This is a genomic window from Paludibacterium sp. (assembly GCF_019232825.1).
In the GTDB taxonomy this organism is placed as follows: Bacteria; Pseudomonadota; Gammaproteobacteria; order Burkholderiales; family Chromobacteriaceae; genus Paludibacterium.
On sequence record NZ_JAFAND010000125.1, the window covers coordinates 1 to 24,189 of the forward strand.

23 protein-coding genes are annotated in these 24,189 nt (G+C 62.3%); 14 read left to right on the forward strand and 9 right to left on the reverse strand.

The genetic code is table 11. The annotated features are described in order from the left end of the window. On the reverse strand, nt 1-582 hold a 582-nt coding region (locus tag JOZ06_RS16125), incomplete at its 3' end, for an MFS transporter (protein WP_293234256.1). A gap of 95 nt (nt 583-677) precedes the next feature. Here JOZ06_RS16125 and JOZ06_RS16130 point away from each other — a divergent pair. Both JOZ06_RS16130 and JOZ06_RS16135 read left to right on the forward strand, forming a co-directional pair. Next, entirely contained in the window at nt 678-1,577 is a 900-nt protein-coding gene (locus JOZ06_RS16130; protein WP_293234258.1) for a LysR family transcriptional regulator, read from the forward strand. Between the two features lie 258 nt (nt 1,578-1,835). Further along, on the forward strand, nt 1,836-2,291 hold the full coding sequence (locus JOZ06_RS16135; RefSeq protein ID WP_293234260.1) for a DUF4440 domain-containing protein: 456 nt from the start codon (nt 1,836-1,838) through the stop codon (nt 2,289-2,291). A gap of 14 nt (nt 2,292-2,305) precedes the next feature. Here the strand turns inward: JOZ06_RS16135 and JOZ06_RS16140 are convergent, their stop codons facing one another. From JOZ06_RS16140 to JOZ06_RS16150, 3 genes are all read right to left on the reverse strand, one after another. Continuing rightward, nucleotides 2,306-3,175: a radical SAM protein gene (locus JOZ06_RS16140; protein WP_293234262.1), complete on the reverse strand. Its 870-nt coding sequence runs from the start codon at nt 3,173-3,175 to the stop codon at nt 2,306-2,308. A 73-nt stretch (nt 3,176-3,248) separates the two neighbouring features. Beyond that, nucleotides 3,249-4,259: an HD domain-containing phosphohydrolase gene (locus tag JOZ06_RS16145; protein ID WP_293234264.1), complete on the reverse strand. Its 1,011-nt coding sequence runs from the start codon at nt 4,257-4,259 to the stop codon at nt 3,249-3,251. After that, entirely contained in the window at nt 4,256-7,411 is a 3,156-nt protein-coding gene (locus tag JOZ06_RS16150) for a response regulator (RefSeq protein ID WP_293234266.1), read from the reverse strand. Before JOZ06_RS16150 ends, JOZ06_RS16145 begins: the two co-directional genes overlap by 4 nt. A gap of 195 nt (nt 7,412-7,606) precedes the next feature. Here JOZ06_RS16150 and JOZ06_RS16155 point away from each other — a divergent pair, with 195 nt between their 5' ends. The 3 genes from JOZ06_RS16155 (at nt 7,607) to JOZ06_RS16165 (ending at nt 12,819) form a co-directional block, all read left to right on the forward strand. Then, the gene (locus tag JOZ06_RS16155; RefSeq protein WP_293234268.1) at nt 7,607-11,392 is read left to right on the forward strand and encodes a PAS domain S-box protein; all 3,786 of its coding nucleotides are present in this window, start codon (nt 7,607-7,609) and stop codon (nt 11,390-11,392) included. Continuing rightward, a complete protein-coding gene (locus tag JOZ06_RS16160; RefSeq protein WP_293234270.1) occupies nt 11,389-11,754 on the forward strand; it encodes a response regulator in 366 nt (121 codons plus the stop codon). The genes JOZ06_RS16155 and JOZ06_RS16160 overlap by 4 nt, the downstream gene beginning before the upstream one ends. Before the next feature lie 108 nt (nt 11,755-11,862). After that, nucleotides 11,863-12,819: a hypothetical protein gene (locus tag JOZ06_RS16165; protein WP_293234272.1), complete on the forward strand. Its 957-nt coding sequence runs from the start codon at nt 11,863-11,865 to the stop codon at nt 12,817-12,819. On the opposite strand, the gene JOZ06_RS16170 is transcribed toward JOZ06_RS16165, so the two are convergent. Next, nucleotides 12,809-13,714, reverse strand: coding sequence for a LysR substrate-binding domain-containing protein (locus tag JOZ06_RS16170; RefSeq protein ID WP_293234274.1), 906 nt, complete (start codon nt 13,712-13,714; stop codon nt 12,809-12,811). The genes JOZ06_RS16165 and JOZ06_RS16170 overlap by 11 nt on opposite strands. 109 nt (nt 13,715-13,823) lie before the next feature. Between JOZ06_RS16170 and JOZ06_RS16175 the strand changes: the two genes are divergently transcribed. From JOZ06_RS16175 to JOZ06_RS16185, 3 genes are all read left to right on the forward strand, one after another. Next, on the forward strand, nt 13,824-14,423 hold the full coding sequence (locus JOZ06_RS16175; protein ID WP_293234298.1) for a LysE family translocator: 600 nt from the start codon (nt 13,824-13,826) through the stop codon (nt 14,421-14,423). Nucleotides 14,424-14,663: 240 nt separating this feature from the next. Continuing rightward, nucleotides 14,664-14,921 carry a hypothetical protein gene (locus tag JOZ06_RS16180; protein WP_293234276.1) on the forward strand — a complete coding sequence of 86 codons (258 nt, stop codon included), beginning with the start codon at nt 14,664-14,666 and terminating at the stop codon, nt 14,919-14,921. 202 nt (nt 14,922-15,123) lie between these two features. Beyond that, nucleotides 15,124-16,080: a LysR family transcriptional regulator gene (locus JOZ06_RS16185; RefSeq protein ID WP_293234278.1), complete on the forward strand. Its 957-nt coding sequence runs from the start codon at nt 15,124-15,126 to the stop codon at nt 16,078-16,080. Here the strand turns inward: JOZ06_RS16185 and coq7 are convergent. Beyond that, complete coding sequence (coq7, locus tag JOZ06_RS16190) at nt 16,040-16,660, reverse strand: 2-polyprenyl-3-methyl-6-methoxy-1,4-benzoquinone monooxygenase (RefSeq protein WP_293234280.1); 621 nt, start codon at nt 16,658-16,660, stop codon at nt 16,040-16,042. The genes JOZ06_RS16185 and coq7 overlap by 41 nt on opposite strands. 151 nt (nt 16,661-16,811) lie before the next feature. On the opposite strand from coq7, the gene ppa reads away from it, so the two are divergent. Further along, the gene (gene ppa, locus JOZ06_RS16195) at nt 16,812-17,339 is read left to right on the forward strand and encodes an inorganic diphosphatase (RefSeq protein WP_293234282.1); all 528 of its coding nucleotides are present in this window, start codon (nt 16,812-16,814) and stop codon (nt 17,337-17,339) included. A 106-nt stretch (nt 17,340-17,445) separates the two neighbouring features. Continuing rightward, nucleotides 17,446-18,174 carry a 6-phosphogluconate dehydrogenase gene (locus JOZ06_RS16200; RefSeq protein WP_293234284.1) on the forward strand — a complete coding sequence of 243 codons (729 nt, stop codon included), beginning with the start codon at nt 17,446-17,448 and terminating at the stop codon, nt 18,172-18,174. Nucleotides 18,175-18,225: 51 nt separating this feature from the next. On the opposite strand, the gene JOZ06_RS16205 is transcribed toward JOZ06_RS16200, so the two are convergent. Next, the gene (locus JOZ06_RS16205; protein ID WP_293234286.1) at nt 18,226-18,798 is read right to left on the reverse strand and encodes a phasin family protein; all 573 of its coding nucleotides are present in this window, start codon (nt 18,796-18,798) and stop codon (nt 18,226-18,228) included. Nucleotides 18,799-19,148: 350 nt separating this feature from the next. Here JOZ06_RS16205 and minC point away from each other — a divergent pair, with 350 nt between their 5' ends. From minC to JOZ06_RS16225, 4 genes are read left to right on the forward strand one after another with little or no spacing between them, the layout of a single operon-like run. Further along, nucleotides 19,149-19,883, forward strand: a complete 735-nt coding sequence (gene minC / locus JOZ06_RS16210; RefSeq protein ID WP_293234288.1) for a septum site-determining protein MinC — start codon at nt 19,149-19,151, stop codon at nt 19,881-19,883. A gap of 28 nt (nt 19,884-19,911) precedes the next feature. Then, on the forward strand, nt 19,912-20,724 hold the full coding sequence (minD, locus tag JOZ06_RS16215) for a septum site-determining protein MinD (protein WP_293234290.1): 813 nt from the start codon (nt 19,912-19,914) through the stop codon (nt 20,722-20,724). A 3-nt stretch (nt 20,725-20,727) separates the two neighbouring features. Beyond that, nucleotides 20,728-20,994 carry a cell division topological specificity factor MinE gene (gene minE, locus JOZ06_RS16220; protein WP_293234292.1) on the forward strand — a complete coding sequence of 89 codons (267 nt, stop codon included), beginning with the start codon at nt 20,728-20,730 and terminating at the stop codon, nt 20,992-20,994. Between the two features lie 6 nt (nt 20,995-21,000). Next, entirely contained in the window at nt 21,001-21,945 is a 945-nt protein-coding gene (locus JOZ06_RS16225) for a LysR substrate-binding domain-containing protein (protein ID WP_293234294.1), read from the forward strand. A gap of 442 nt (nt 21,946-22,387) precedes the next feature. Here the strand turns inward: JOZ06_RS16225 and JOZ06_RS16230 are convergent, their stop codons facing one another. Beyond that, on the reverse strand, nt 22,388-23,773 hold the full coding sequence (locus tag JOZ06_RS16230; RefSeq protein WP_293234296.1) for an IS1182 family transposase: 1,386 nt from the start codon (nt 23,771-23,773) through the stop codon (nt 22,388-22,390). Nucleotides 23,774-23,982: 209 nt separating this feature from the next. Further along, the coding region (locus JOZ06_RS16235; protein WP_293228400.1) for a hypothetical protein at nt 23,983-24,189 on the reverse strand (207 nt) is incomplete at its 5' end.

A 24,189-nucleotide genomic window follows, 5' to 3' on the forward strand; every position in this document is an offset into this window, starting at 1 on the left:
CGTCGCGTGAGGTCCTCTGGGCAGCACGGCCCAGACCGCCAGCCACACCAACGCGCCGGCGGCGGCGTGCAACACGAACAGCGCGTGCCAATCGCCCGATTCGATCAACAGCGCGGCAAGCCAAGACCCTGGCGCGGAAAACAGGAACAGGCCGGTCATGAAGCCCCGCAGCTGGCGCGGCCGGCGCTCTGGCGGTACCGCCAGCTGCACCAGCACGCGACAGCAGGTCAGCAGCGGCCCGCCCCCCAAGCCCTGAATCACGCGCGCGGCGATCAGCTGCGGCAGCGTCTCGGCCAACGACGCGCAAAGCGCGCCGATGACGAACAGCGCCATGCCGCCGAGCAAAAGATCGCGCGGGTGCATGACGCGGTTCAAGCGCTCCAACAGCGCGATGCCGATTGCCCCGGCGACGGCGTACGCGGTCAGCACCCAGAGGAATTCGCCGGAGGACACGCCCAAACCGCCCCGGATCGCCGACTCGGCGAAGTTGACCGTGGCGTTGTTGAGAAAATCCATGCTGGTCGCCAGGCCGGCCACCAAGCCGAACCATTGGCGCCGCCGGCGCGCGACAAAGTGAACCATGGGATTCCGTCGTTAATAACTTGGCTTTTATCATACGGAATGAATATGGTTTAATCTGCCGCTACAATGGTTTTCATTATCCCGAAATTGACACAATGAGCCTGGACGATTTGCGCGTGTTTTTGGCGGTGGCGCGGCTGAGGAGCTTCACCCAAGCCAGCGAGCGGCTGGCGATGCCGAAAACCTCGGTCAGCCGCGCGGTGGCGCGGCTGGAAACCCAGCTCGGCGGGCGGCTGTTCGAACGCAGCACGCGCAGCCTGCGGCTGACCGATGCCGGCGCACAGTTGTACGACCAGACCGCGCAGCTGGCCGAACGGTTGGAAGATCAATTGCTTGGCGCGGTCGCGCAGCCGGACCGGCCGCAAGGGGTGCTGCGCATTGCCGCGCCGTACGAACTCGGCGTCATGCGACTGGGGGACGTGCTCAACGACATGCTGCTGCGCTTTCCCGGGCTGGAGGCCGAGATCGACCTGACCTCCAGCCAGATCGACCCGCGCAATGACGACTACGACATCGTGTTCCGCGTCCAGACCGGACCGCTGCCCGATTCGAACCAAGTGGCGCGCCGCCTCTACAGCATCGAGCGCGGGTTGTATGCCGCGCCGGCGCTGGTGGCGCGCTACGGGGTGCCGCGCACGCCGTCCGAGCTCGCCAGCTGGCCGGCGGTCATGAGCCCCGACGAGCCGGTATGGCAGTTGCAAGGGCCGGCGGGAGAGATCGCCGAGCTGCGTCTGGCCGGGCCGCTGCGCGCGGCCAACGTCGGCATGCGCCTGCGCGCGGTGGCCGCCGGGCTGGGTGTCGGGCTGCTCTCCGCCACCTATAGTCAAGAGGCAGTGGCCAGCGGCCGCATCCTTCCGTTGCTGCCGGACTACGCCATCGCCCCGACGCGCGTCTACGCGCTGTTGCCCGGCCGGCGGCTGATGCCAGCCAAGGTACGTTATTTCCTCGACGCGCTGGCCGAGGCGCTAGCACCCTGGGATAACGAGGCGCCATAAGTTTTCACATTTTGCATTCTTTCCTAGTCTTACTAAGAACCTCTAACAGAACACATTCCGTGGTTGGGTAGCGTGCGTTCGCGAAGCAACGCACGGCCTGAGGACTCGCGCAAGACGTGCATTGCCTGCGGCGAATGCACGCTACAAAACTCGGGCGGATGCCTGGCCGGTGCTTTTGTTAGAGATTCTAAGGCCTGTCCGCATGGCCCTGCCGCTCTGCGCCAAGATCGGCTATCCCATCTAGAGGAGGAATGAAAAATGAAAGCACTATGGCTTGCCTTGTCGTTACTGCTCTCCGCCGCCGCCCCGCTCGCCTACGCCGATGACTGCAAACCGACGAATCCCACCGAGATCGCCGGCCTGTTCGACCGCTGGAATGGTTCGCTGCAAACCGGCGACCCGGCGCGGGTGGTGGCCAACTACGCGCAACGCTCGATCCTGCTGCCGACGCTGTCCAACAAGCCGCGGCTGACCCCGGAAGACAAGATCGACTACTTCGAGCACTTCCTGGCCAAGAAACCGGTGGGGCAGATTGATTTGCGCTTTATCGACATCGGCTGCAACTCGGCGCTCGACAGCGGGCTGTATACCTTCCGCTTCGGCGACGGCAGCATCGCCCATGCGCGCTATACGTTCACCTACGCCTGGGACGGCAAGCAGTGGCTGATCACCAGCCACCACTCGTCGCTGATGCCGGAGCCGGAACCGCATTGATCCGACGCCGGCCTTCAGCAATAGAGCTGCACGGCTAAACCCCGCGCGCGCATGCGGTCGGCCAGCCGCCGCATCCACGCGTCGCTCGCGGGGGCGACCTGCTTGCCCTCCTCCTGCATTGGCGGCCGGGCAATGCCATAGAGCAGCACTCCCTGAATGCCAGGCAGGCCGCCGACCAGATCGAGGTAAGCATCGAGCTCCGCCTCGTCGGGCAGCGCGCCGTTGAGGCAGAACATGCAGGTCTGGATCCAGGTCGGGCAGCACGCCACCGCGCGCGCCACCTGCAGGCGCAGCCGCTCGGGCGTCAACCGCACCTGGTTGACGCGGTGGATCGCCTCAGTGCTGCCGCGGTCGATCTTGAACCATACTTCGCCGCCGGCGGCGGCCAGGCGCCGCAAGGCGTCCCGAACCGGTTCCCGGTGCATCTGACTGCCGTTGGTGATCAACACGATCCGCAGCCGTCCGCGCAAACCGAACGCATCCACCTGACGCAGCACCGTGTCGACCGCGTCGGCAAACTGCGGCGACAGCGTGGGTTCGCCGTTACCGGCCAGCGCGATGTCGCTCAAGCGGCGCATGTCAGGCGCGACGTGATGGCGCATGAAGTCACCCTGCAGAATCTCGCGCAACATGGCGGCCAGCTCGGCCTCCAATTGCGCGAGGTCGACCGGCGTCGGCGCGCCGCGCTGCAACTGCGGCACTTGGCAATAGACGCAACGCCAGTTGCAGGCGTTGTTGGGGCTCAGGTTGACGCCGACCGACACGCCGCCGGCGCGCCGGGATACCACCGGGTAAACATATTGAAAACCATCGAAAGCCAGGTTGTGGTCTTTGGGGGTCAGTTGCTGGTCGTCGGGCAAAACAAGCGGTTCGGATGAGCGCATGGCAAAGGAAAAATATACTTACTGACTGAATTATTCGATCTTTCCACGCAAATGTCTAACCCCACCCGGCACACTAGGGCAAAGCGTTCTGTCCGTCGCGGCGTTCGGTTTCGTCCCACACGTGTTTAATGTCGGCGATGGCGGGCATGATGTCGAAAAAAGCGTCGAGCAGCGCCGGGTCGAAATGCGCGCCGCGCCCGGCTCGCATATGGGCGATGGCCTCTTGCTCGGTCCAGGCCGCCTTGTAGGGCCGCGCCATGGTGAGCGCGTCGAACACGTCGGCGATGGCGACGATCCGGGCCGAAGCGGGAATTGCCTCGCCCCGGGCGCCATGGGGATAGCCGCTGCCATCCCATTTCTCGTGATGGCTCAGCGCCACCTCGGCCGCGAGCTGAAAAATCGGCGCGTCGCTGCGGCTCAGGATGTCGTAACCGATTTGGGCGTGGCTGCGCATTACCACCCACTCCTCGTCGGTCAATTTGCCGGGCTTCTTCAAGATCACGTCGGGAATGCCGATCTTGCCGGTGTCATGCATCGGCGCCGCCATCTCCAGCAGATGGCAATCGTCGTCCGTCCAGCCCACGCTGCGGGCGATCGCCACCGAAAACGCCGCCATGCGCCAGATATGCGCGCCGGTATCGTTGTCGTTGTAGTGGCCGGCCAACCCCAGCATGGAGATGGCGGCGCGGTAGCTTTTTTCCAAAACGGTGGCCCGCACCAGCGACAGATGGGTTTTGACGCGCGCGTGGACCACAGCGGCGTTGACCGGTTTGACGATGTAATCGACCGCCCCGACATCGAACCCGTAGGCTTCGTCGCTGGCCTCGGCGAGCGAGGTGACGAAGATGATCGGAATGCCTTCCGTCGCCGCGGCGGCTTTCAACGTCCGACAGACTTGGTAACCGTCCATGTCCGGCATGCTGACGTCGAGCAAAATGAGCACCGGCTGATGCTTTGCCACGGCAAGCAACGTCTCTTGGCCGCTGCGGGCGAACACCAGCGGGTAGGTCGGCGACAGGATCTGCCGCAAGGCGGCCAGATTGTGCGGTTCGTCGTCGGCGACCAAAATCGGATAGCTGATCATGTCCGGCGCTCCTCGATAGGGAAGTACTGGTGCATCAAACCGAGCACCGCTTGCTCCGCGCCGCGAAAATCGAAATCCTCCACGGCGGCCCGCAACGCAGCCGTATCGACCGCCGCCAAGTGCGCCACCAGCGGCTTCAGCCGCGATTCGATCCGGTCGACGTCATCGGTCTCCAGCGCGGTCAATAAACTGTTGAATAGCTCGACCAATTGCTCTCGCGGCAGCCGCACGCCGGGGTCCGCCCGCGCCGCCTCTTGCCCGGCATACGAATCGATCGCCGCCAGCGCGGCATCCATCGCCTGAACGAGATCGCTTACCGCATCGGCCGATGGCGGACCGGCGGCCAATTGGCTGTCCAGCACCCGGGCGGCGGTTTCGACGCCGACGAGTGCCAGGTTGCCCGCCACCCCCTTGAGTTTGTGGGTGAGAATTTTGGCGTCCGCGACATTGCTATGGGCGATGCGCGGGGCAACCTCGCGGTAATCGCGGGCGAATTTGCGCAAGTATTGCTGATAGACCGCGGTCTCGCGCCAGATCGCCAAGCCGCGCGCCATGGCGATCACGCCTTGCACCGGCTCGGGCGGCGCGATAGCCGGCCTCGTGAATGCCGGCGGCAGCGCTTCCTTGCCGCACAGGCGGCGAATAATGGTCACGGCCACGTCGACGTCGAACGGCTTGGCGATGTAATCGTTCATGCCGGCGGCCTGAGCCGCGTCGCGTTGCGACTGGAACGCGCCCGCGGTCAACGCGACGATCGGCAGCTTGTCCGCGCCAGGCAGTTGGCGGATGCGTCGCGCGGCCTCGTAACCGTCCATGACCGGCATTTGAATGTCCATCAGCACCAAATCAACTTCGCCGTCATGTTGTTGCAGCCAATCCAGCGCTTCTTGGCCATTGCCGGCCGTGAGCACCTCGGCGCCCTCGTACCGAAAAATCCGCAGGGCCACGTCCTGGTTGATGTCGCTATCGTCGACCACCAAGAGACGGACGCCGGCCAGGCGCTCGCCAGCCTCGCCGGCAAGAGCTGGCGGCGCGCTTTGTCCCTGGCGCTGCTGTATCGCCCTGGCCACCGCGTTGTAGAGGCAGGAAGGCGTCACCGGCTTGGTCACGACGCCGTCGATCAGCGCGGCATCGGGGTCGGCCAGCAAGGCCTCGCGCGAAAAAGCGGTCGCCATGAGGAGGATCGGCGCGCCGAGGCCCTCGCGCGCTTCGCGGTAGGATTTCGCCACCGCCAAGCCGGATAGATCCGGCATCTTCCAGTCGAGGATCACGACGTCGATGTTGGAGCGCGCTTTCAACGCCGCCAACGCCTGACGCCCGGACGACGTGACGGCGGCGCGCCAGCCCAAACCCTCGGCAGCGAAGGTGAGCGCGTTGAGCGCGATGGCATTGTCGTCGGCGATAAACACATTCAGGCGTTGCAGTTCCGCCTGGGCCGACGTGCCCGGCGTCTCGCGCGCCAACGTGACCGCGAACGAAAACGTGCTGCCAACGCCCTCCTCGCTGCGCAACACGATCCGCCCGCCCATCATCTCGACCAGCCGCCGGCTGATGGCCAGGCCCAGTCCCGTACCGCCAAAATGCCGCGTGGTGGAATCGTCGACCTGGATAAAGGGCCGGAACAGCGCCGCCTGCTTCTCCGGCGCGATGCCGATGCCGCTGTCCGTGACGGCAAACTGCAACGTCACCTCGGTATCGTCGATGCGTTGCGGCCAAATCGACACCTCGACGAAGCCCTGCTGGGTGAATTTGATCGCGTTGCCGGTCAGGTTGATCAAAATTTGTTCCAAGCGCAGCGCGTCGCCCACCAAGCGGTCGATGGCGGGCGCAGGCGAACGGATCACCAACTCGATATCCTTGTTGCTCGCGTTGGCGGTCATGATGGTCGACAGATTGTCCAAAAGATCGCTGAGACTGAATGGCGCCTGCTCCAGTGTCAGGTTGCCGGCCTCGATTTTGGAAAAGTCGAGGATGTCGTTGATGATACCCAGCAGCGAACGGCCGGCGACGCGGATCTTGCGCACCACGTCCCTTTCACTGCTCGGCAATTCGGCCGCCTCCAAGAGAAAGGCCAGGCCGAGAATGGCGTTCATCGGCGTGCGGATCTCATGGCTCATATTGGACAAAAACGCCGCCTTGGCGCGATTGGCCGACTCCGCGAGCTCGCGCGCGGCATCGAGCGTGTCCTCGTACTCGCGCTGGGCGGTGATGTCGCGGTTGATGCCGATGACCCGCAGCGGCTGGCCGTGCACATCGCGCTCGACGCGCGCCGCGGCCTGGATCACACGCGTACGGCCATCGGGCAGCCGCAAACGGTAAACGGGCGCGTAGTGGGCGCCGCCGGCCAAGGCGGCGTTGAGCGCCGCCTCGGCGGCGGGGAGATCGTCCGGGTGCACGCGCGCGCGCCAATACTCGCGGCTCACCCTGGCGGCATAGGGCGACGGCGGATAGCCGTAGAGTTCGAACATGCGGCCATTCCACACCACGCTGTCATCGTCCAGATGCCACTGCCAAACACCGAGCTCGGCGACCTCGGTGGCAATGCTCAGGTGGTCGCGCGCGCTCAGCAGCTCGTGCTCCATTTGTTGCTGCAACAGCGCGTTGACTTGCGCCACCCGCGCCTCGTCGGCTTTGCGCTGGGAAATATCGCAAATGATGTCGGCCAACCGGACCTCGCCCGCCGCGCCGGTGCGCACGCGGGCGACACTGACCATCACGTCCAGCGAACGGCCGTCGCGATGCCGCCAGCGTGTTTCGCGCAGCGGCACCGCCTGCCCGCCGGCCGCCCGCGCGTACCAGTCCGCGGTTTGGCCCCACTCTTCCGCCGGCACGATCAAGTCCGCCATCCGGCGGCCCAGCGCCGCCTCGGCGGAAAAACCGAACAACTTGGCCGCCATCGGATTCCAACTGGTCACGGTGCCATCCGTCAAATGGCCGATGATGGCCTCTTGCGCGCTGCCGACAATCGCGGCCAGCTCGCGCTGCTGATCCCGCAGCGCGCGCCACTGACGCAGGAACACCGCGACGAGCAGGCCGCCGATGGCGGCGAGCAGCGTCAGCAGGCCAAACACACGCATTTCCTGCAGCCGGGCCGGACGAACGATCACCGCGGCCAGCAGAAGCACGATCAGAGAGAAAACGGCCCAGCTCACCACAGCCCATCCTTTGGACCATCGCGGCCAGCGATTGCGCGCTGCTGACATCTCTATTCCTTCTACGTAACCGGCATAAAGTCGTGCGTTGCTTCGCGAACGCATGCTACCTAGGGCCAACCCTATTTTAGTTAGCTATTTTGAGAATTGTTATCAACAATGAATGACATTGGGTTTGCAAACAGGGGGCCGGTCATGTCGGAAATGGAAAAATCAGCCACCAGCTCAGTCGGCATCATCACCATCGACGAGCAAGGAATCGTCAAGGCGTTCGACGCGGTCGCCGAACGGCTGTTCGGCTACGCGTCCGCCGAGGTGATCGGCCGCAACGTCAACGTGCTGATGCCGACGCCGTACCGCGAGGAGCATGACGGCTATCTGGCGCGCTACACGCAGACCGGCCAGGCGCACATCATCGGCAAGGGGCGCGAGGTGCGAGGCCGGCGCAAGGACGGCTCGATTTTTCCGGTCTGGCTCGCCATCAACGAGGTGCGTTTCGGTGAGCAGCGCTTTTTCGTCGGCTCGATCGTCGATCTGTCGGAGCTCAAAACGGTCGAAGCCGACCTCGCCCAAAGCCTCGAGGTGACGCGAGCCATTCTCGACACCGCGGTCAACCCCATCATCACCATCGACCCCGGCGGCATCGTGCGCTCGTTCAACCCGGCGGCGGTGCGGCTCTTCGGTTATGAAGCCCGCGAGGTGATCGGGCAGAACGTCAAGATGCTGATGCCCTCCCCCTATCAGGAGGAGCACGACGGCTATCTGGCGCGCTACTTGCGCGAAGGCAATCCGCGCGTGATCGGCCAAGGCCGCGAAGTACTGGCTCGGCGCAAGGATCAATCGGTGTTTCCGATCCACCTGTCGGTCGGGGAAATGAAGGTCGCCAGCGGGCGCATGTTCGTCGGCATCATCGCCGACATCTCCAAGCAGCGCGCCGCCGAACAGAGCTACGCCGCCAGCGCCGAACTCACCCGCGCCATCCTCGACACCGCGGTCAACCCCATCATCACCATCAGCCGAGTCGGGGAGATTTGCTCGTTCAATCCCGCCGCCGAAAAGCTGTTCGGCTATGCCAGCGCCGAGGTCATCGGTAAAAACGTCAAAATGCTGATGCCAACGCCTTATCGCGACGAGCACGACGGCTATCTGTCGCGCTATCTGCACGAGGGGAACCCGCGGGTGATCGGCGCTGGCCGCGAGGTCACGGCGCAAACGAAGGACGGCGCCAAAGTGCCGATCCATTTGAGCGTGGGCGAAATGGAGGTGGGCGGCAACCGCATGTTCGTCGGCATCATTACCGATACGTCGAGATTGAAGGAAACCGAGCGCGCGTTCGTGCAAAGCCTGCAAACCACCCGCGCCATCCTCGACACCGCCGTCAGCCCCATCGTCACCACCGACGCGCACGGCGCCATCCTGTCGGCCAATCCCGCCACCGAACGGTTATTCAAATACCCTTGCGACGAGCTGATTGGTCAAAACATTTGTCTGCTGTTCGCCGAACCGTATCAGAACGAACACCGCAAATATCTGGAGCGCTATCTGGCGGAGCGTAAACCAGGGGAAACCCAGCCGACGGTGATCGGCGAAGGGCGGGAAATTATCTGCGTACGCAAAGACGGTTCCACGCTGCCGATCCACCTGACCGTCGGCGGCATGGATATCGGCGGCGAACCGCTGTTCGTCAAGATCATGGTGGACATGACGGAATACAAGGCGGTGGAAACCGAGTTGCGCAAGCACCGCGACCACCTGGAGGAACTGGTGTCCTTCGCCACCGCCGAGGTCAGCGCCATCGTGCGCGCCGCCATCAACGGCATCATCACCATCGACGAGAACGGCATCATCCGCCTATTCAACCCCGCCGCAGAAATACTGTTCGGCTGGTCGCGCGACGACATGATCGGCCAGCACATCGGCACGCTGATCGAGGCGTATCGGTTTCCCGCACAACGTTTTTGCGAGGGCTTTCTGGCGGTGGCGGAAGAGCACGTGGTTGGCCGCGGGCGCGAGGTCATCGCCAGAAAGCAGGACGGCGCCACCTTCCCGGCCAACGTCTCGATGGGCCATACCGAACTGGGCGACGGCCATCACTTTTTCGTCGCCTCCATTTCCGACATCACCGAACAAAAGCAAATCGAGAACAAGCTGAAAAAAGCCAAAGAGGAGGCCGAGGCCGGAGCGCGCAGCAAAAGCCTGTTTCTGGCCAATATGAGCCATGAAATCAGAACGCCGATGAACGCGGTCATCGGTTTCGCCGAAGTCGTGCTGCAGGACGCGGCCTTGTCGCCGACGTCGCGCCGGCATTTGGAAGTGCTGCTGAATTCGGCCCGTTCATTGCTGAACATCATCAACGACGTGCTGGACATCTCCAAGCTCGACAGCGGCAAGCTCAAACTGGAGGCCATCGGTTTTCATCTGGCCAATACCATCAAAGAGGCGCTATCCACCATCGAGCACAAGGCGTATGAGAAGGGACTTGCGCTGGAACTGGCGGTGGACGGCGACGTCAACGTTCGCCGCATCGGCGACCCGACGCGCGTGCGCCAGGTGATCCTCAATCTGGTCAGCAACGCGATCAAGTTCACCGAACACGGCCGCGTGCGCGTCACGGTGCACAACGACGAGCCGCCGGGCAGTCTGCGCATCGCCGTGCACGACACCGGCATCGGCATGAGCGCCACGCAGCTGGCCCATGTCTTCGAGGTGTTCACCCAAGCGGACGATTCGACTACCCGCCGCTTCGGCGGCACCGGCCTCGGCACGACCATCTGCAAAGAGATTGTCGAGCTCATGGGCGGCCGGATCTGGGCGGAAAGCGAACAGGGCGTCGGCAGCGTGTTCAGCTTCATCGCCGTTCTGCCGGAGGCGCCGGCCGGCATGAAGTGCCTCAACGACGCCGAGGAACGCTCGCTGCAATCCTACGTATCGCCAAGGCTGTTTCGCATCCTGTTGTGCGAGGACATCGAGACCAACGCCACGCTGGCCATGCTGCGTCTCGGCGGCATCGGCCATGACGTGGCATGGGTCAAAAACGGCCGTGAAGGGTTCGAAGCCACGCAGGCCGGCGACTACGACCTGGTCCTGATGGACGTCATGATGCCGGAAATGGATGGGCTGGAAGCCACGCGACGCATCCGCGCCGCGGAGAAAGACACGGGCAAGCACATTCCGATCCTGGCGCTGACGGCCAGCGTCATGCAGGAGGATTTGGAACACTGCCGCGAAGCGGGCATGGACGGCCACGCCGCCAAGCCCATCGATTTCGAGCTCCTGCTCAACATCATGGACTCGCTGGTGCCGCCCGGCGCCGGACGCCCCAACACCGGAACGGCGCCGGCCCCAACCGCCAAGGTGGACATCGACTTCACGCCGGTGATGGCGGTGGCGGACCTGAGCCAGGCGCAAGCCAGTTGGGGGGACATGCTGCGCTATGCCAAATCGCTGAAGGCGTTCGCCGTCCAGCTCGCCGAAAAGGCGCCGGAAATCAACCCGGCGTTGGCGCAAGGAGACACGCAAGAAACCATGCGCGCTTTCATGCACACGTTGAAAGGCAGTGCCGGCAATTTGGCGCTCACGGCGGTGCACCAGTTGGCCGCCCAGATCGACTCGGCACTCAAATCCCATCACCTGGCCGGGGCCCGCGATACCTACCCCGCATTGCAAGCGGCACTGCAGGCCACGCTAGACGCCATTGCCCGTCTCGAACTGCCGCCCCCGCCGCTATCCTCCGCCGACGTGGCCCCAGCCACCGACAGAGCGCTGCAAACACAAGTGCTGGCTCAGGTGCTGGCCGAGCTCGACAATTTGAATCCGGACACGGTGCTGCCGTTGCTCGACGGCGCCGATGCCTGGCTGCCGTCCAGCGAGCTGGCCGCCTTGCGCCAGGAGATCGAAGGTTACGCTTTCAACGATGCCGCCGCCCGCGTGCAACGGCTCATATCCAGCATGAATCATTCGCAGCCAGGGTCGATGCCATGAAAAAATTGTTGCTGGTGGACGACGAGCCCACCAATCTCAACCTGCTGCGTGAAATCCTGCACGAGCATTACCAGCTGTTGTTCGCGATCTCGGGCCGGGACGCCCTTAATGCGGCCACGAAACATCTTCCCGACCTGATCTTGCTCGATGTGGCCATGCCGGGCATGGACGGCTATGAGGTGTGCCGGCAGCTACACCAAAACGCCGCGACCCGGTCCATCCCCATTCTTTTCGTGACGGCGCTCGAGGGCGAGCAGTGGCCCCGGCTGTCGGAACACCCCGGCGCCGTCGACGTCCTCGCCAAACCCGTGGAGCGGACCACGGTGCTAGCGCACGTCATGACATTGTGTCCGCCGCAATGAAAAATACATAAATATACAAAATGCATATTGATAAATCGTCGGCGGTTAACTAGGCTACGGCAAGCCGCCGCGCGGCCGACTCGTCACGCCCACACCGAAAGGAATAGCATGAGCGACCTCACCTCCCCGCCGCCCCCTACCATCACCGGCGAGCCGGTTCCCGGTTTTCCGATCAAATTCACTTGGCAAACCGTTTGGCAACCGGTATTCGACCTGCAAACCGAGCTGATCCGCAATCGCATCCAACGCGCCCGCGCGGAAGGCAAATCGGTGATTTACATGAGTTTGCCGGTGAGCACCGAGGCCGGCGGGTTCCAGGTCACCAACGTCGAGATCGCGCAATTCACTCATCGCCGGCTGAGCAACGACTGGGGCGATGGCTTCTTCTTCCTCAACCCCGCCGATTTCCAACTGCACTCGCAGACCGGCTATAGCCAATTGGCGCAGCATATCGACTACCTGAGCCGGCTCGGTTACGAAAATCTGCCCACGCAAAACAGCGCGGGCCAGTTCGAACCCGTGCCGTCTGGCGGGAGCTACATGTACATGTGGACACGGGTGTTGGTCACCAATCAAGCCCGCAGCGAGTGGTATATCGATTACGAAGGCCAGGTCGGCACGCGCGCGCAGGCGGCCAATTTAGGCTACGACTTCGACGGCGTGTATTTTCTCGGGCCGACGGATGTGCGCGCCTTTTTCAGCCGTGAGGAAGCTAGCATCACCGCCGGTATCGAAAGCTATTTCGCCAGCAAGCTGGCGCTGGATACGCGCTTTCAAGCCTTCTACAACGCGGGGGCCGGCACCAGCGGCGCCACGCCGGCACAGGTGCAGGAAGCGCAGCAAAACGCCCGGCGCGAGTTCATCCGCTATTTCGCCTTGCGTGCCAGCAGCAATTTCGCCATCGGTTGCCACGACGAATGGAACATCTTCCAAACGCTCAATCAGTTGCGCTACACCGCCACGCAGAACACCGGCAATCAGCTGGCGGTGTTTTTCGATGGCAGGCAGGTGTCGCCAGCCGCGACCACCATCCCGATCCCGCCCGGTTTCGCGCTTAATTCGTAGCGCCGCCAGCCGCGCGCAGTCGACCGGCGATGGCCTCCACCAGCGGGTTGGCGCGTGCGGCGTTCCATGCCAGCGCGGCGGTCACCACGCGCAAATCGCCGGCCAGCGGCCGCACCACCACGTTGGCCGGCGCCAAGCTCTGTTGCGCCAACGGCACCAGCGCCACCCCCTGGCCGCAGCCGACGAACGCCACCTGGGAGGAAATCATCCGCACCTCGTGCAATACCCGCGGCGAGAAGCCGCTGTCGCGGCAACAGGCAAGCAAGGTATCGAAATAGACCGGATTGAGCGCGCGCGAACAGAGAATAAAATTCTCTTCCGCCAGGCTCGATAACGGCACCGCCGGCAACGCCGCCAGCGCATGGCCGCGCGGCAACGCCACCGCCAGCTGTTCCTGATGCAACGGCAAGACTTGAATCTTCTTGCTGGTCAAGCCTTCCAGACGGACAAACGCCAAGTCGAGCTCGCCCGACTCCAGCGCGAGCACGGCTTCGCCGCTGTCGATCTCGCGCACCGACACGGTGATGCCGGGAAAATCGCGCTTCCACGCCTCGATGTGCGGCGGCAGCACATCCAACAGCACCGAGGTGATGGCGCCGACGGTCAATATGCCGCTTTGCCCGGCCTTGGCCTCGCGTACCGCCAGTTCGACCCGTTCCAACTGATCGGCCAATTGACGCACCGCGGGCAAAATCGCCTGCCCCACCGGCGTGAGCTGCGCTCCTTTGCGCGAGCGCTCGAACAACTTCACCTTGAGCGCGTTCTCCAGCACGTGAATCTGTTCGGTCAGCGGCGGCTGACTCATGCCGAGCCGTTTGGCGGCGCGGCCGAAATGCCGCTCTTCGGCGACGGCCAGAAACAACCACAGATGGCGGACCAACCGAAAATTGATCATGGTTTCGATACGTTTTTCGTATTGATAAGTTATTTGAATTATATTTTACGTATGATCGTGCCCGGGGAACAATGCTCCTGAACAAACGACAGGAGCGACAACGTTGGGCATGTATCCAATCTTCATCGTGATGGCCACCATGACCATTCTCAGCCCGGGTCCGGGCGTGCTCAAATCGCTGACCAACGCGCTTCACTATGGCTTGCGGCCCGCCTTCGTCGGCATCGCCGGCCTCGCCTGCGGCGTGTTCTGCGTCGCCGCGCTCTCGGCCACCAGCGTGGGCGTGGTGCTGTCGACCTCGGCCACGGCGTTCTTGTTCGTGCGCTTGCTGGGAGCGGCTTATCTGATCTATTTGGGCGTCAAGTTGTGGCGCGCGCCGGCCATGACGCTGTCGACCTCGGGCACGGCGGCCAAGCCGGGGCGCACGTTGTTTCTGGAAGGCTGGATGTTGCAGTTCTCCAATCCCGGCGCGGTGTTTTTCTTCCTGTCGGTGCTGCCGCAATTCATCAATCGCGCCCATGCCTATCTGCCGCAGTTCCTGCTGTTGGTGCTGACTTTCTGTGCGCTGCTGGTGCTGGTGCACGGCAGCTACGTGCTCTGTGCCAGGCGCGCTCAGCGATGGCTTAGCGCCGGCGGCGGTCGGGTATTCAATCGCGTCGGCGGCGCGGCCTTTTTGCTGTTCGGCGCCTTGCTGCTGCGCGCGGCCTGAGGTTTTTGTAAAACAGGAGTCGGGAGTGGAAATCGTAGGGTGCAATCGACGCGCAACGCGCGGCATTGCGCCACGCCATTTTAACTTTCAGAATTTACGGACAAGCTGCCCAATTGCCGTTTTCCGGTGAGCAAACTAATCTGGTGGGGCTTTAGGCGGATCATTGCCAAAGGCGCGGGCCCGGGGTGCTGGAAACACCGCCGAGCCCGCTAACCAAACCCACTCTCACAAGGAGCGAGCATGGCTATCCACGATGTTAATGCACTTCCCACCACCCCGACAAACCGCCGTCTGCGTCAGCAGCAGTTACTGACACTGATTTCGGTCTTGTGCGAACCGCGGCAAACCCACCCCAACCCCGACGTGCGCCGGCTGATTTTCGATAGCCGGCTGAGTTGGGCATCGATGCCGGTCGATGTCCAGTCGTCGTGGTTGTACCTGAAGAACGCCGCGCGCCTGCGCGAGGTGGCGGGATGCTTGGTGTTGACCGCCGATTAACACCCTAACCTGGAGGCGGGGGGCGAACGCTCCCCGAACCTGGTCACCGTGCGTTGAAACGTGCGTTGCTGCGCGAACGTACGCTACATTCGACTCCCCACTCCGACACCCACTACACACGCTATGTTGGGCTAGGTGCATGGTTGCTCTATAATTCAGTTAATTCTAATTTGGTCTTGCCAAGCAAGGCCATGAGTTGACCATGCACCTCGACAATTTTGATATCCGCCTGCTGCGGCTTTTTGTCGCCATTGTGGAAAGCGGCGGCTTCTCGGCGGCACAACGCAAGCTCGGCCTGTACCAGTCCGCCATCAGCAATAAAATGAACGACCTGGAAACCCGCCTGGGCATGAAACTATGCCAGCGCGGCCGCAAGGGCTTCCAACTGACGCCGGAAGGCCGCCAGGTCTACGATGCCACGCTGAATTTGCTCAAACTCGTCGATCAGTACGAAGACGAACTGGGCAACATCAAGCACGTGACCTTCGGCCATGTCCGCATCGGTCTTTCCGACAACATCGCCACCCACCCCGATTGCCGGTTGCACGAATGTCTGCGCCGCTTCAGTCAGAAATGCCCCAACGTCAGCCTGAACCTGGAAGTCAGCGATGCCGCCCGGATCGAAACCCTGTTGCTGCAGGGGCAGCTGGATATCGGCGTGGCATCGAGCGAAAAGCAGGTTCCGGGGCTGTCTTATCAGCTGCTGTTCACCGAGACCCAGCGACTCTACGCCGCCAGCCGGCACCCGATCTTTCTGCATTCGCCAGATCTCATCACCAACAAGAAGATACTGGAATATCCGATTGCCGGCCGCGGCAAGGCCCATCCGGTAACGCCGCTGTGTCAATCGATGGGAATGAAATCGCGCGCCGTGTCGACGCACATGGAAGGCACGCTGCACTTGCTGCTGTCGGGGGAATTTATCGGTTACTTGCCGGACCACTACGCGCGTATCTGGGTAGAGCGCGGCGAGTTGCGCCCCATCCCGACACCGGACCTGGATTACAGCGCGCCCTTTCATTTGATCCTGGCTCGCTACAGCGTGCATGCGCACGCCACCGAAATGCTGATCGAGGAAATCCTCGCCGGCCATGCCGCCTCGGGCGGCGATCCGGACGTTACCAGCGATAGCTTAGCGTCGTCATCACACGCGCGCTGAGCTTCATCGCCTGGCGCACCGGCAAAGGCAACCGCGCCGCGCCGAAATCGCGCGCCATGTCGGCGTGACGGCATTCGTCGTCACGCATCTGCGCCACAATGGCCCGGCTTTTGCCGTCTTCCTCGGGCAACCGGTCCAAATGGCTTTCCAGATGGGCGGTCACTTGATGCTCGGTCTCCTGCAAAAAACCAAGATTCCATTTATCGCCCAGTACGCCGGCGGCCACGCCGATGGCCAACGAACCGCCGTACCATAACGGATTGAGCAGACTGACCCGCCCGCCAAGCTCGCGCACGCGCCGCGCGGTCCAGGCCAGATGCTCCTCTTCCTCCTGCGCCGCCTGACGCAGCGCATCGCGCGCCGCGGCGTCGCGCGCGGTCAGCGCCTGCCCCTGATACAGCGCCTGAGCACAGATCTCGCCGCAGTGATTGACACGCATCAGCCCCCGCGCATGCCGCTTTTGCGTCTCCGTCAGCGGCGCCTCGGGCACCTCGTCGTCGGGGTACGCGCGCGCGCTGCGTGCCGGCGCGCACAAGGTGCGCAAGCCCTTATCGAATTCGATAATCAGTTTGTCGAACATCGGGGGACATCCTTTTCCACGGCAAGACCGGTCATTATACCGTAACCACGACGGCATTTTTTCCCCCGAGATGCGCTCGGAGAGGAAAAGCTTCGCTATAATCGGGTGATTGTCCGACTCGACTAACGCACATTTATAAGGATTGAACGCGATGGACCTGAAGCACATTCCCGCCGGCAAGGATATGACGAACGACTTCAACGTAGTGATCGAAATCTCCGCCAATGGCGCCCCGATCAAATACGAGCTGGATAAGGACTCCGGCGCCATTTTCGTCGACCGCTTCATGGGCACTTCGATGTTCTATCCGGCCAACTACGGCTTCGTGCCCAACACGCTGTCGGGCGACGGCGATCCGGTCGACGTCTTGGTGGTCACCCCGTTCCCGCTGCCGCCGGGCGTGGTCGTACGCTGTCGCGCGCTGGGTCTGATCAAGATGGAAGACGAATCCGGCATCGATGCCAAGGTCGTCGCCGTACCGGTCGAAAAGCTCTGCCCGATGTACAAGAGCGTGCAAAAGCTGGAAGACCTGCCGGAACTGCTGCGCAATCAGATGGTGCACTTCTTCGAACACTACAAGGACCTGGAAAAGGGCAAGTGGGTCAAGGTGCAAGGCTGGGGCACGCTGGCGGACGCCACCGCCGAACTGAACAACGGCGTGGCCAACTACAAAGGCTAAGACGCAACGCCTCACGAGCCGGCCAAGCGCCGGCTTTTTTATTGCCCGCACGGTCCAGATAGAATCTGCTACGCTGGAGATCGGTTCCTCAGCGCGCGAGAACACCGTGAAAATCACCGTCCTTGGCAATGCGGATAGCGATCAATGGTTTGCCCACCGGCTGGCGGCCCGGGGCTTTGATGTCGCGCCCGCCGCCCCCCCCTCGCCGGAGCAGGGCATCGTCGCCGGCCTCCTGGCGGACCGCATCGTCGTCGATACCGGCCCCGGAAGCATCGACACCCGCCATCAGCGTGCCGAGCACTGCCGTCGGACCGGCTGGGGATATGCAGAGATGGCGGGCCCCTGGCAACCGCTCGGCCAGCAATTCGGCTTTCCCTTGTTCGTCGGCGCCGACACCGATACGCGCGCGGCACTCACGCCGCTGTTCGATGCCTTGGCACCGCAGGCCGGCGCCTGGCTTCCCTGCGGCCCGGCCGCCAGCGGGCGTTTCGCCGCCCAAATCTTCAATGCGCTGACCATGGCCTGCGCACTCGCCTGCCAAGCGGGTTGGTCGACGCCGGGCCAAACGCTGCACACCCCGGACTGGGGGGCCTTCTTTCTGCAGCAGCGCACGCTGGCGGACAAACTCTTGGCGCTGTCCCAGCGCTATCTGGCGCTATACCCGGATGACGCGGCGACAGACGACCCCTGGCAACAACTGGCGGCGTTCAGCCAACCGCCGCGCCAACAACCGCATTTTTCGGCTAGCCTCGCGCGTCTCATCGTCTTGGCATTGACGCAGAGCGAGGCGCAGCAGGCGATTCTGAGCAAACTCATGACCGGCGCAACCGGCTAGCACCCATGAAAAAACCGCCCGTAGGCGGTTTTGGCTGGCATGCAACGCCGATTAGGCGCTAGCGGCGGAAGCCGGCTTCTTGGCGCGCGCCACGGCGGCGGAAGCGGCCTTGGCCGAATTGGTAGCGGCTTGCACGCTGGCCTCGGCGATCTCGGCGCCCACCTTCTTCGCGGTCTTGGACACGCTTTCAAAGGCGGCGTTGGATTGATTCACCAGGGTTTTGAGCGCGGAGACGGCGATATCGGAGCCCGCCGGCGCATTTTTGGCCAAACGGTCCAGCGTGCTAATCAGCGTCTTGTTGTTTTCGGCGACTTGCTCTTCGATGAAGGCAGACAGTTCGTTTTGCGTGGTAACAGCCGCGTCGTAAACGTTGCGCGCTACGGCGAAAGCCTGATCGAGGGTCGGCTGGGCCAGATTAGTCTGGAATTCGACCAGGCCTTTCGGATCCTTCACATCGGCCAACGCCTTGAAGGTTTGCGCCTGATCGGCCAGGAGCTTGCGAGTCAGATCCAGTTGCAGTGTTGCCAGGCGCTCGGCGCTGGCCAGCACGATCGAAGACAGACGCACAGCTTTGTCAAACTGCGCTTGCCCAATAGCAGAGAATTCCTGAGTGTTGAACGACATGGATAGCTCCTACATAAGTTAGACAGAACAGCAGTGAGAACATCAAGCTGCGATTGTTGCACCGCACAATTGACACTTTACGCACGCGGAAACCGGTCGTCAACATTTTGTGCAACGCACAAGCTTGCAACTCACTAATTACGCATCATTTTTACGACAATAACATTCCAACATCATTACAAAAACCGCGTCATTCGCCAGCTACCCTTTTGGCCAGGTCGTGCTGCCGCGCAACAAGCCCTCCCCCGACAGAATAACGAAGACTGACGGATGAATCTGGCGGACAGATTGAAAGGTCCTGCGCAAGCAAGTACACTGCTGCTCATAAAAGAAATCTATCCAAAGGCATCATGAGCCAAGCAGCAAACAATATATTCGACATCAAGTCCACCAGCCTCGACGTGTTGGCGCTGATCCCTCGCACCACCGATCAGGACGCGCTGGCCAAGGCTCTGTCGCAGCGATTTTCCCGACGCGCCGCACTGGGCGGTGAAGCATTCGTCATCGATCTCGATAGTTTGGAACACCCAGAAACCCTGGATTTGGCGCAACTACTGCCGTTATTGCGCCAACATGGCCTGCACGTGGTCGGCTTACGCCATGCCAACCCGGCCACGGCCGCGCTCGCTGCGCAGCATGCGCTGATCTACCTGGGCGATGGCGTGCGCGCTGACAAACCGGTGGCGCAGCCGGAACCGGTCGCCGAGCCCGCCCGCCCCGTCCCAGCGGTGGCCGCCGAACAGGCAGCCGTGCCCACCATGGTGGTCGAACGCCCGGTGCGCGCCGGCCAGCAGATTTACGCCAAAGGCACGAACCTGGTCGTTTTGGCCATGGTCAGCGCCGGCGCCGAAATCATCGCCGACGGGGATATTCACGTGTACGCGCCTTTGCGCGGTCGCGCGCTGGCCGGCGCCCGCGGCAATACCGCGGCCCGGATCTTCGCGCGCAATATGGAAGCCGAGCTGGTTTCCATCGCCGGCGTCTATCGCACCATAGAACAAGCCCTGCCTGACAGCATTCGCGGCAAGGCGACCCAGATTTTCCTGGAGAACGAGCGCTTGGTCATGACCGCGCTCGGCGAATAACCGATCGACATTCAATAGGGAACTACACGTGGCAAAAATCATTGTCGTGACATCGGGCAAGGGCGGCGTCGGCAAGACCACCTCCAGCGCGAGCTTCGCCTCCGGCCTGGCCCTCAACGGCCACAAGACGGCCGTTATCGATTTCGACGTCGGTCTGCGTAACCTCGATTTGATCATGGGCTGCGAACGGCGCGTGGTTTACGACCTGATCAACGTGGTCAACAAGGAAGCAACGCTGAATCAGGCCCTGATCAAGGACAAGAACTGCGACAACCTGTACATCCTTCCGGCATCGCAAACCCGCGACAAGGACGCGCTGACCGAAGAAGGCGTCGAGCTCGTGCTGAAGGAGCTGGCCGAGATGAATTTCGAGTACATCGTGTGCGATTCGCCGGCCGGGATCGAAAAGGGCGCGCTGATGGCGCTGTATTTCGCCGACGAGGCGCTCATCGTCACCAATCCGGAGGTATCGTCGGTGCGCGACTCCGATCGCATCCTCGGTATCCTGTCCGCCAAGTCGAAGCGTGCGTTGGAAGGCCGCGAACCGGTCAAGGAACATCTGTTGCTGACCCGCTACTCGCCGGGCCGCGTCGAAAAGGGCGAAATGTTGTCGGTCGACGACGTCAAGGAAATCCTGCGCGTGCCGCTCATCGGCGTCATCCCCGAGTCGCAGGTCGTGCTGCAGGCCTCCAATGCCGGCAACCCAGCCATTCACATGAAAGGCTCCGACGTTGCGGAAGCCTATTCCGACGTGGTGTCTCGTTTCCTGGGGCACGACCGCCCGATGCGCTTCCTCGACGCGCCGAAGGCCGGTCTCCTCAAGCGCTTGTTCGGGGGCTAAGGCATGACGCTCATTGAAAGAATCTTTGGCAAACGCCAAAAGTCGGCCGACATCGCCCGAGAACGCCTACAGATCATCCTGGCGCACGAGCGCAGCGGTCGCGGCGAAGGCCGCACCCCAGACTACTTGCCCGCTTTGCAGCGCGAGCTGGTCGAGGTGATTTCCAAGTACGTGTCGATCAACCAAGACGACATCAAGGTGCAATTGGAGCGCCAGGACAATTTCGAAGTCCTGGAAGTCAACATCGTATTGCCGGAAAAGAACCGCTAAGACGCTATGACGCTAACCGAACTGCGTTACATCGTCGCTGTGGCGCGCGAACGACACTTCGGTCGCGCGGCGCAAGGCTGCTTCGTCAGCCAGCCGACGCTGTCGATTGCCATCAAGAAGCTGGAAGACGAGCTGGGTGTCACGCTGTTCGAGCGTGGCGGCCAAGAGGTCAGTGTGACCGAAATCGGCGAGCGCGTGGTCGAGCAAGCGCAACGCGTGCTGGAAGAGGCGGAGACCATCAAGCGTCTGGCCGGCGAACACCAGAACGAGCTGGTCGGCCCGCTCAAGCTCGGGGTCATTTTCACCATCGGCCCCTATCTGCTGCCGCGGCTGATTCCGGCGTTGCGCACGCTGGCGCCGGATATGCCGCTGATCATCGAGGAAAACTACACTGCGCGCCTGGCGGAAATGCTCAAGCGCGGCGAAGTCGACGCGGTGATCGTGGCGGATCCGTTCGACGAGCCGGGCACCATTGCCTGGCCGCTGTATGACGAGCCGTTCGTGGTGGCGACCCCCAAAGGGCATCCGTGGGAAGCGCTCGACGCGGTGGAAACGGCCCAGCTATCGCAACAAAGCGTTCTGCTTCTGACCCAGGGCAATTGCTTCCGTGATCAGGTGCTGCAGGCTTGCAGCGAGCTGGCGAGCCGCCAGAATCAAGGGCACGGACTGGCCGGCATGCTGCAGGGCAGCTCGCTCAACACCATCCGCCATATGGTGGCGAGCGGCATCGGCATCACCGTCATGCCGGCCACCTCCGTCAGCGCCGCCGACGAGCCGTTATTGACGGTGCGTCCCTTCAAATCGCCGGTGCCGGAACGCCGCGTGCTGTTGGTAACGCGCAAGCAATTCTTCCGGCGCAAGGCAATCGAAACGTTGCAACAGGCGGTTTTCCACTCGGCACTACCCGCGGTCAGAATGCTTACCGAGCTGCAAGCGCCACACCCGCTCTAGTGTCTGTGGCGCACAGCCTTCGGCGAGTGCCCCCTACGCGAGGAGATAAAACAAAACGGCCCGAACAGGGCCGTTTTGTTTGCAGGCTGTTATTTTGTGGTTTGCAAAGATACCGGAGGCCCCGGCAAAGCCGGGCCTTAGTAACAACTTACTGAATTCTCAGCCTCCCATCGAATCCCCATCCCCTCACCCTTGCCCTGCAAGGGGGCCTCCGCTTCGCGGAGAGGGGCTTGTCAGCATGCTGAAAACAAAACGGCCCGAACAGGGCCGTTTTGTTTGCAGGCTGTTGATAAAGCCCAGAGTCTCTCTGGGCTTTATCTTTATCATTTACACAATTTTCAGATTTGACCTCATTGCAGTAGCCTTTCCAAGTTTCCTTACGTGTTGTCATGATCCCCGCCAACTAGGGCGCGCCCGCAGCGGCCGCGCAAACGGACGGCCTTCAGGCGGGTCGAGGACGTAGCCCTGCAGGCGTCGAACCTCGGTTGGCGACCAACAGGCAAATCTTCTTCATGTTTTGTGTGGCGGCGGCCAGGAGGCATTGGCCGGTCACCTGGGCCAACCCCCGCAGCCGGGCATAGCGCTGGCCGTGGAGTGATTTGGCATCGGCGAAGCTGCGCTCCACTGTTTCTTTGCGATGGGCATAAATGGCTTTGCCACTCTCACTGAGCCGGAAGGTTTCGGCTTGGTCTTTGTCGCCCTGCCACACGTGGCGGGTCATGATCCGCGGCGCCTCCTGGCTGCGCGTGCATTTCTCCCGCTGCGGGCAGGCCGCGCAGATGGCCTTCCCCGGCGAGTACACGCGCAACCCACGGCGATCGGTGGTCCGGTAGCTCATCACCTGTTTGGCCGGACAGAGGTAAACGTCCTGCTCCTCGAGGTAGTGGAACTGGCGACGGGGATACAGCCCTTTACCTGAAGGACGACGGCAATAGCCGATAGCGGCGTAAATCTCTCGCTCGGCCAAGCCATGGTAGATCGACATGCAGGCATAGCCCGCATCCAGTCCCACCGCCCGCACCGGAAAGCGAAAGCGCTGTCGGACCCGATCCAGGCGGGCCAGGTAGGGAACGCTGTCGTTGACATTGGCCGGGGTGACAAAGCAATCAACCACAATCGCATGGCGTCCATCCACCGTGCGGTGATCCAGGTAATAAAAGCCCTCCGGCTTGCCCTGCCGGCGCAAATAGCCCGCGTCTGGATCCACCGGGCTGTATTTGATCGTGCGTGGGGTCGCTTGTGTTTTAGCCGGAGGGAGGGCTTTTTTTCCGTGCGTCTTCCGGTCATCGTCAATCGCTTGATTGAGCTGCGCCAGATATTCGCCCGTATCCTGGCGTAACTGGCGCGTTTGATAACGCCGCTTGTTGGCATTGGCCTTGAGGTGGGTGCTGTCGGTATAGAAGACCCGGCCACCGACCAGGCCGAGCTTGACCGCCTGCCCGACGATGGTGTCGAAAATGGTCTGCTCAATCTGGCTACCGGCAAACCGCAAACGGCGATTTCGGCTGATCGTCGAGTGATCCGGAACCGGGTCGGTCAGCGACAGCCCGAGAAACCAACGATAAGCGACGTTAACCTCAATCTCCTGCATGAGTTGCCGTTCGGAACGAATGCCGTAGAGATAGCCGATGAACAGGATCTTGAACAGCATTCGGGGATCCACGGCTGGACGACCATTGTCCTCGGAGTACAGATGAGCGGTCTCGTCGAGGATGAAGTCGAAATTGATGTGTTGATCAAGCAGACGAAGCAAATGGTTCTTGGGAACCAGCGCGTTGGCGGAGGCCAGCGTGATCCGCTGGCGTCGATTCTTGAATGGCCTAAGCATGAAAGCCTCCGAGTCCTGTGTTACAACGATGGCATGGAGTTAGAGACTTCATGTAGCAAAGATCGACGCGCGCCATGGTCGACAATCGACGTCAGAAAGGTCTTTTAATCGCCGCGAAAAAAGGACAAAGCCCCAACTTCGATGAAGTAAGGGGCTTTATCAACAGCCTGACGCGCCAGCAGGCGCGTTTTTGTTTGCGGACAAACACCTCAAGCCAGCATGTGATTGCTCAGCTCGCGCATGCCGGCCGACAACATCGCCAGATCCAACGTCTCGAAAGCCTGCAGTTCAGCGAACATCTGCTGGCAAATATCGACGTGCTGCGCGCGCTTGGCCAGCCACTGTTCGGCAAACGACTGGCTGCCGCCGGCATCGGTCAGCGCGAGCCCCGTCAGCGAGCGCTGCATGCGATACAG

Bases quoted from the DNA above. Each gene is read 5' to 3' on its own strand.
- JOZ06_RS16145 (WP_293234264.1), bottom strand. From the start codon at position 4,259: ATGATCAGCTATCCGATTTTGGTCGCCGACGACGAACCGCACAATCTG.
- JOZ06_RS16160 (WP_293234270.1), top strand. From the start codon at position 11,389: ATGAAAAAATTGTTGCTGGTGGACGACGAGCCCACCAATCTCAACCTG.
- JOZ06_RS16205 (WP_293234286.1), bottom strand. From the start codon at position 18,798: ATGTCGTTCAACACTCAGGAATTCTCTGCTATTGGGCAAGCGCAGTTT.
- JOZ06_RS16185 (WP_293234278.1), top strand. From the start codon at position 15,124: ATGCACCTCGACAATTTTGATATCCGCCTGCTGCGGCTTTTTGTCGCC.
- JOZ06_RS16140 (WP_293234262.1), bottom strand. From the start codon at position 3,175: ATGCGCTCATCCGAACCGCTTGTTTTGCCCGACGACCAGCAACTGACC.
- minC (WP_293234288.1), top strand. From the start codon at position 19,149: ATGAGCCAAGCAGCAAACAATATATTCGACATCAAGTCCACCAGCCTC.
- JOZ06_RS16155 (WP_293234268.1), top strand. From the start codon at position 7,607: ATGTCGGAAATGGAAAAATCAGCCACCAGCTCAGTCGGCATCATCACC.
- JOZ06_RS16230 (WP_293234296.1), bottom strand. From the start codon at position 23,773: ATGCTTAGGCCATTCAAGAATCGACGCCAGCGGATCACGCTGGCCTCC.
- JOZ06_RS16170 (WP_293234274.1), bottom strand. From the start codon at position 13,714: ATGATCAATTTTCGGTTGGTCCGCCATCTGTGGTTGTTTCTGGCCGTC.
- ppa (WP_293234282.1), top strand. From the start codon at position 16,812: ATGGACCTGAAGCACATTCCCGCCGGCAAGGATATGACGAACGACTTC.
- minE (WP_293234292.1), top strand. From the start codon at position 20,728: ATGACGCTCATTGAAAGAATCTTTGGCAAACGCCAAAAGTCGGCCGAC.
- JOZ06_RS16225 (WP_293234294.1), top strand. From the start codon at position 21,001: ATGACGCTAACCGAACTGCGTTACATCGTCGCTGTGGCGCGCGAACGA.
- coq7 (WP_293234280.1), bottom strand. From the start codon at position 16,660: ATGTTCGACAAACTGATTATCGAATTCGATAAGGGCTTGCGCACCTTG.
- JOZ06_RS16135 (WP_293234260.1), top strand. From the start codon at position 1,836: ATGAAAGCACTATGGCTTGCCTTGTCGTTACTGCTCTCCGCCGCCGCC.
- JOZ06_RS16130 (WP_293234258.1), top strand. From the start codon at position 678: ATGAGCCTGGACGATTTGCGCGTGTTTTTGGCGGTGGCGCGGCTGAGG.
- JOZ06_RS16165 (WP_293234272.1), top strand. From the start codon at position 11,863: ATGAGCGACCTCACCTCCCCGCCGCCCCCTACCATCACCGGCGAGCCG.
- JOZ06_RS16180 (WP_293234276.1), top strand. From the start codon at position 14,664: ATGGCTATCCACGATGTTAATGCACTTCCCACCACCCCGACAAACCGC.
- JOZ06_RS16175 (WP_293234298.1), top strand. From the start codon at position 13,824: ATGTATCCAATCTTCATCGTGATGGCCACCATGACCATTCTCAGCCCG.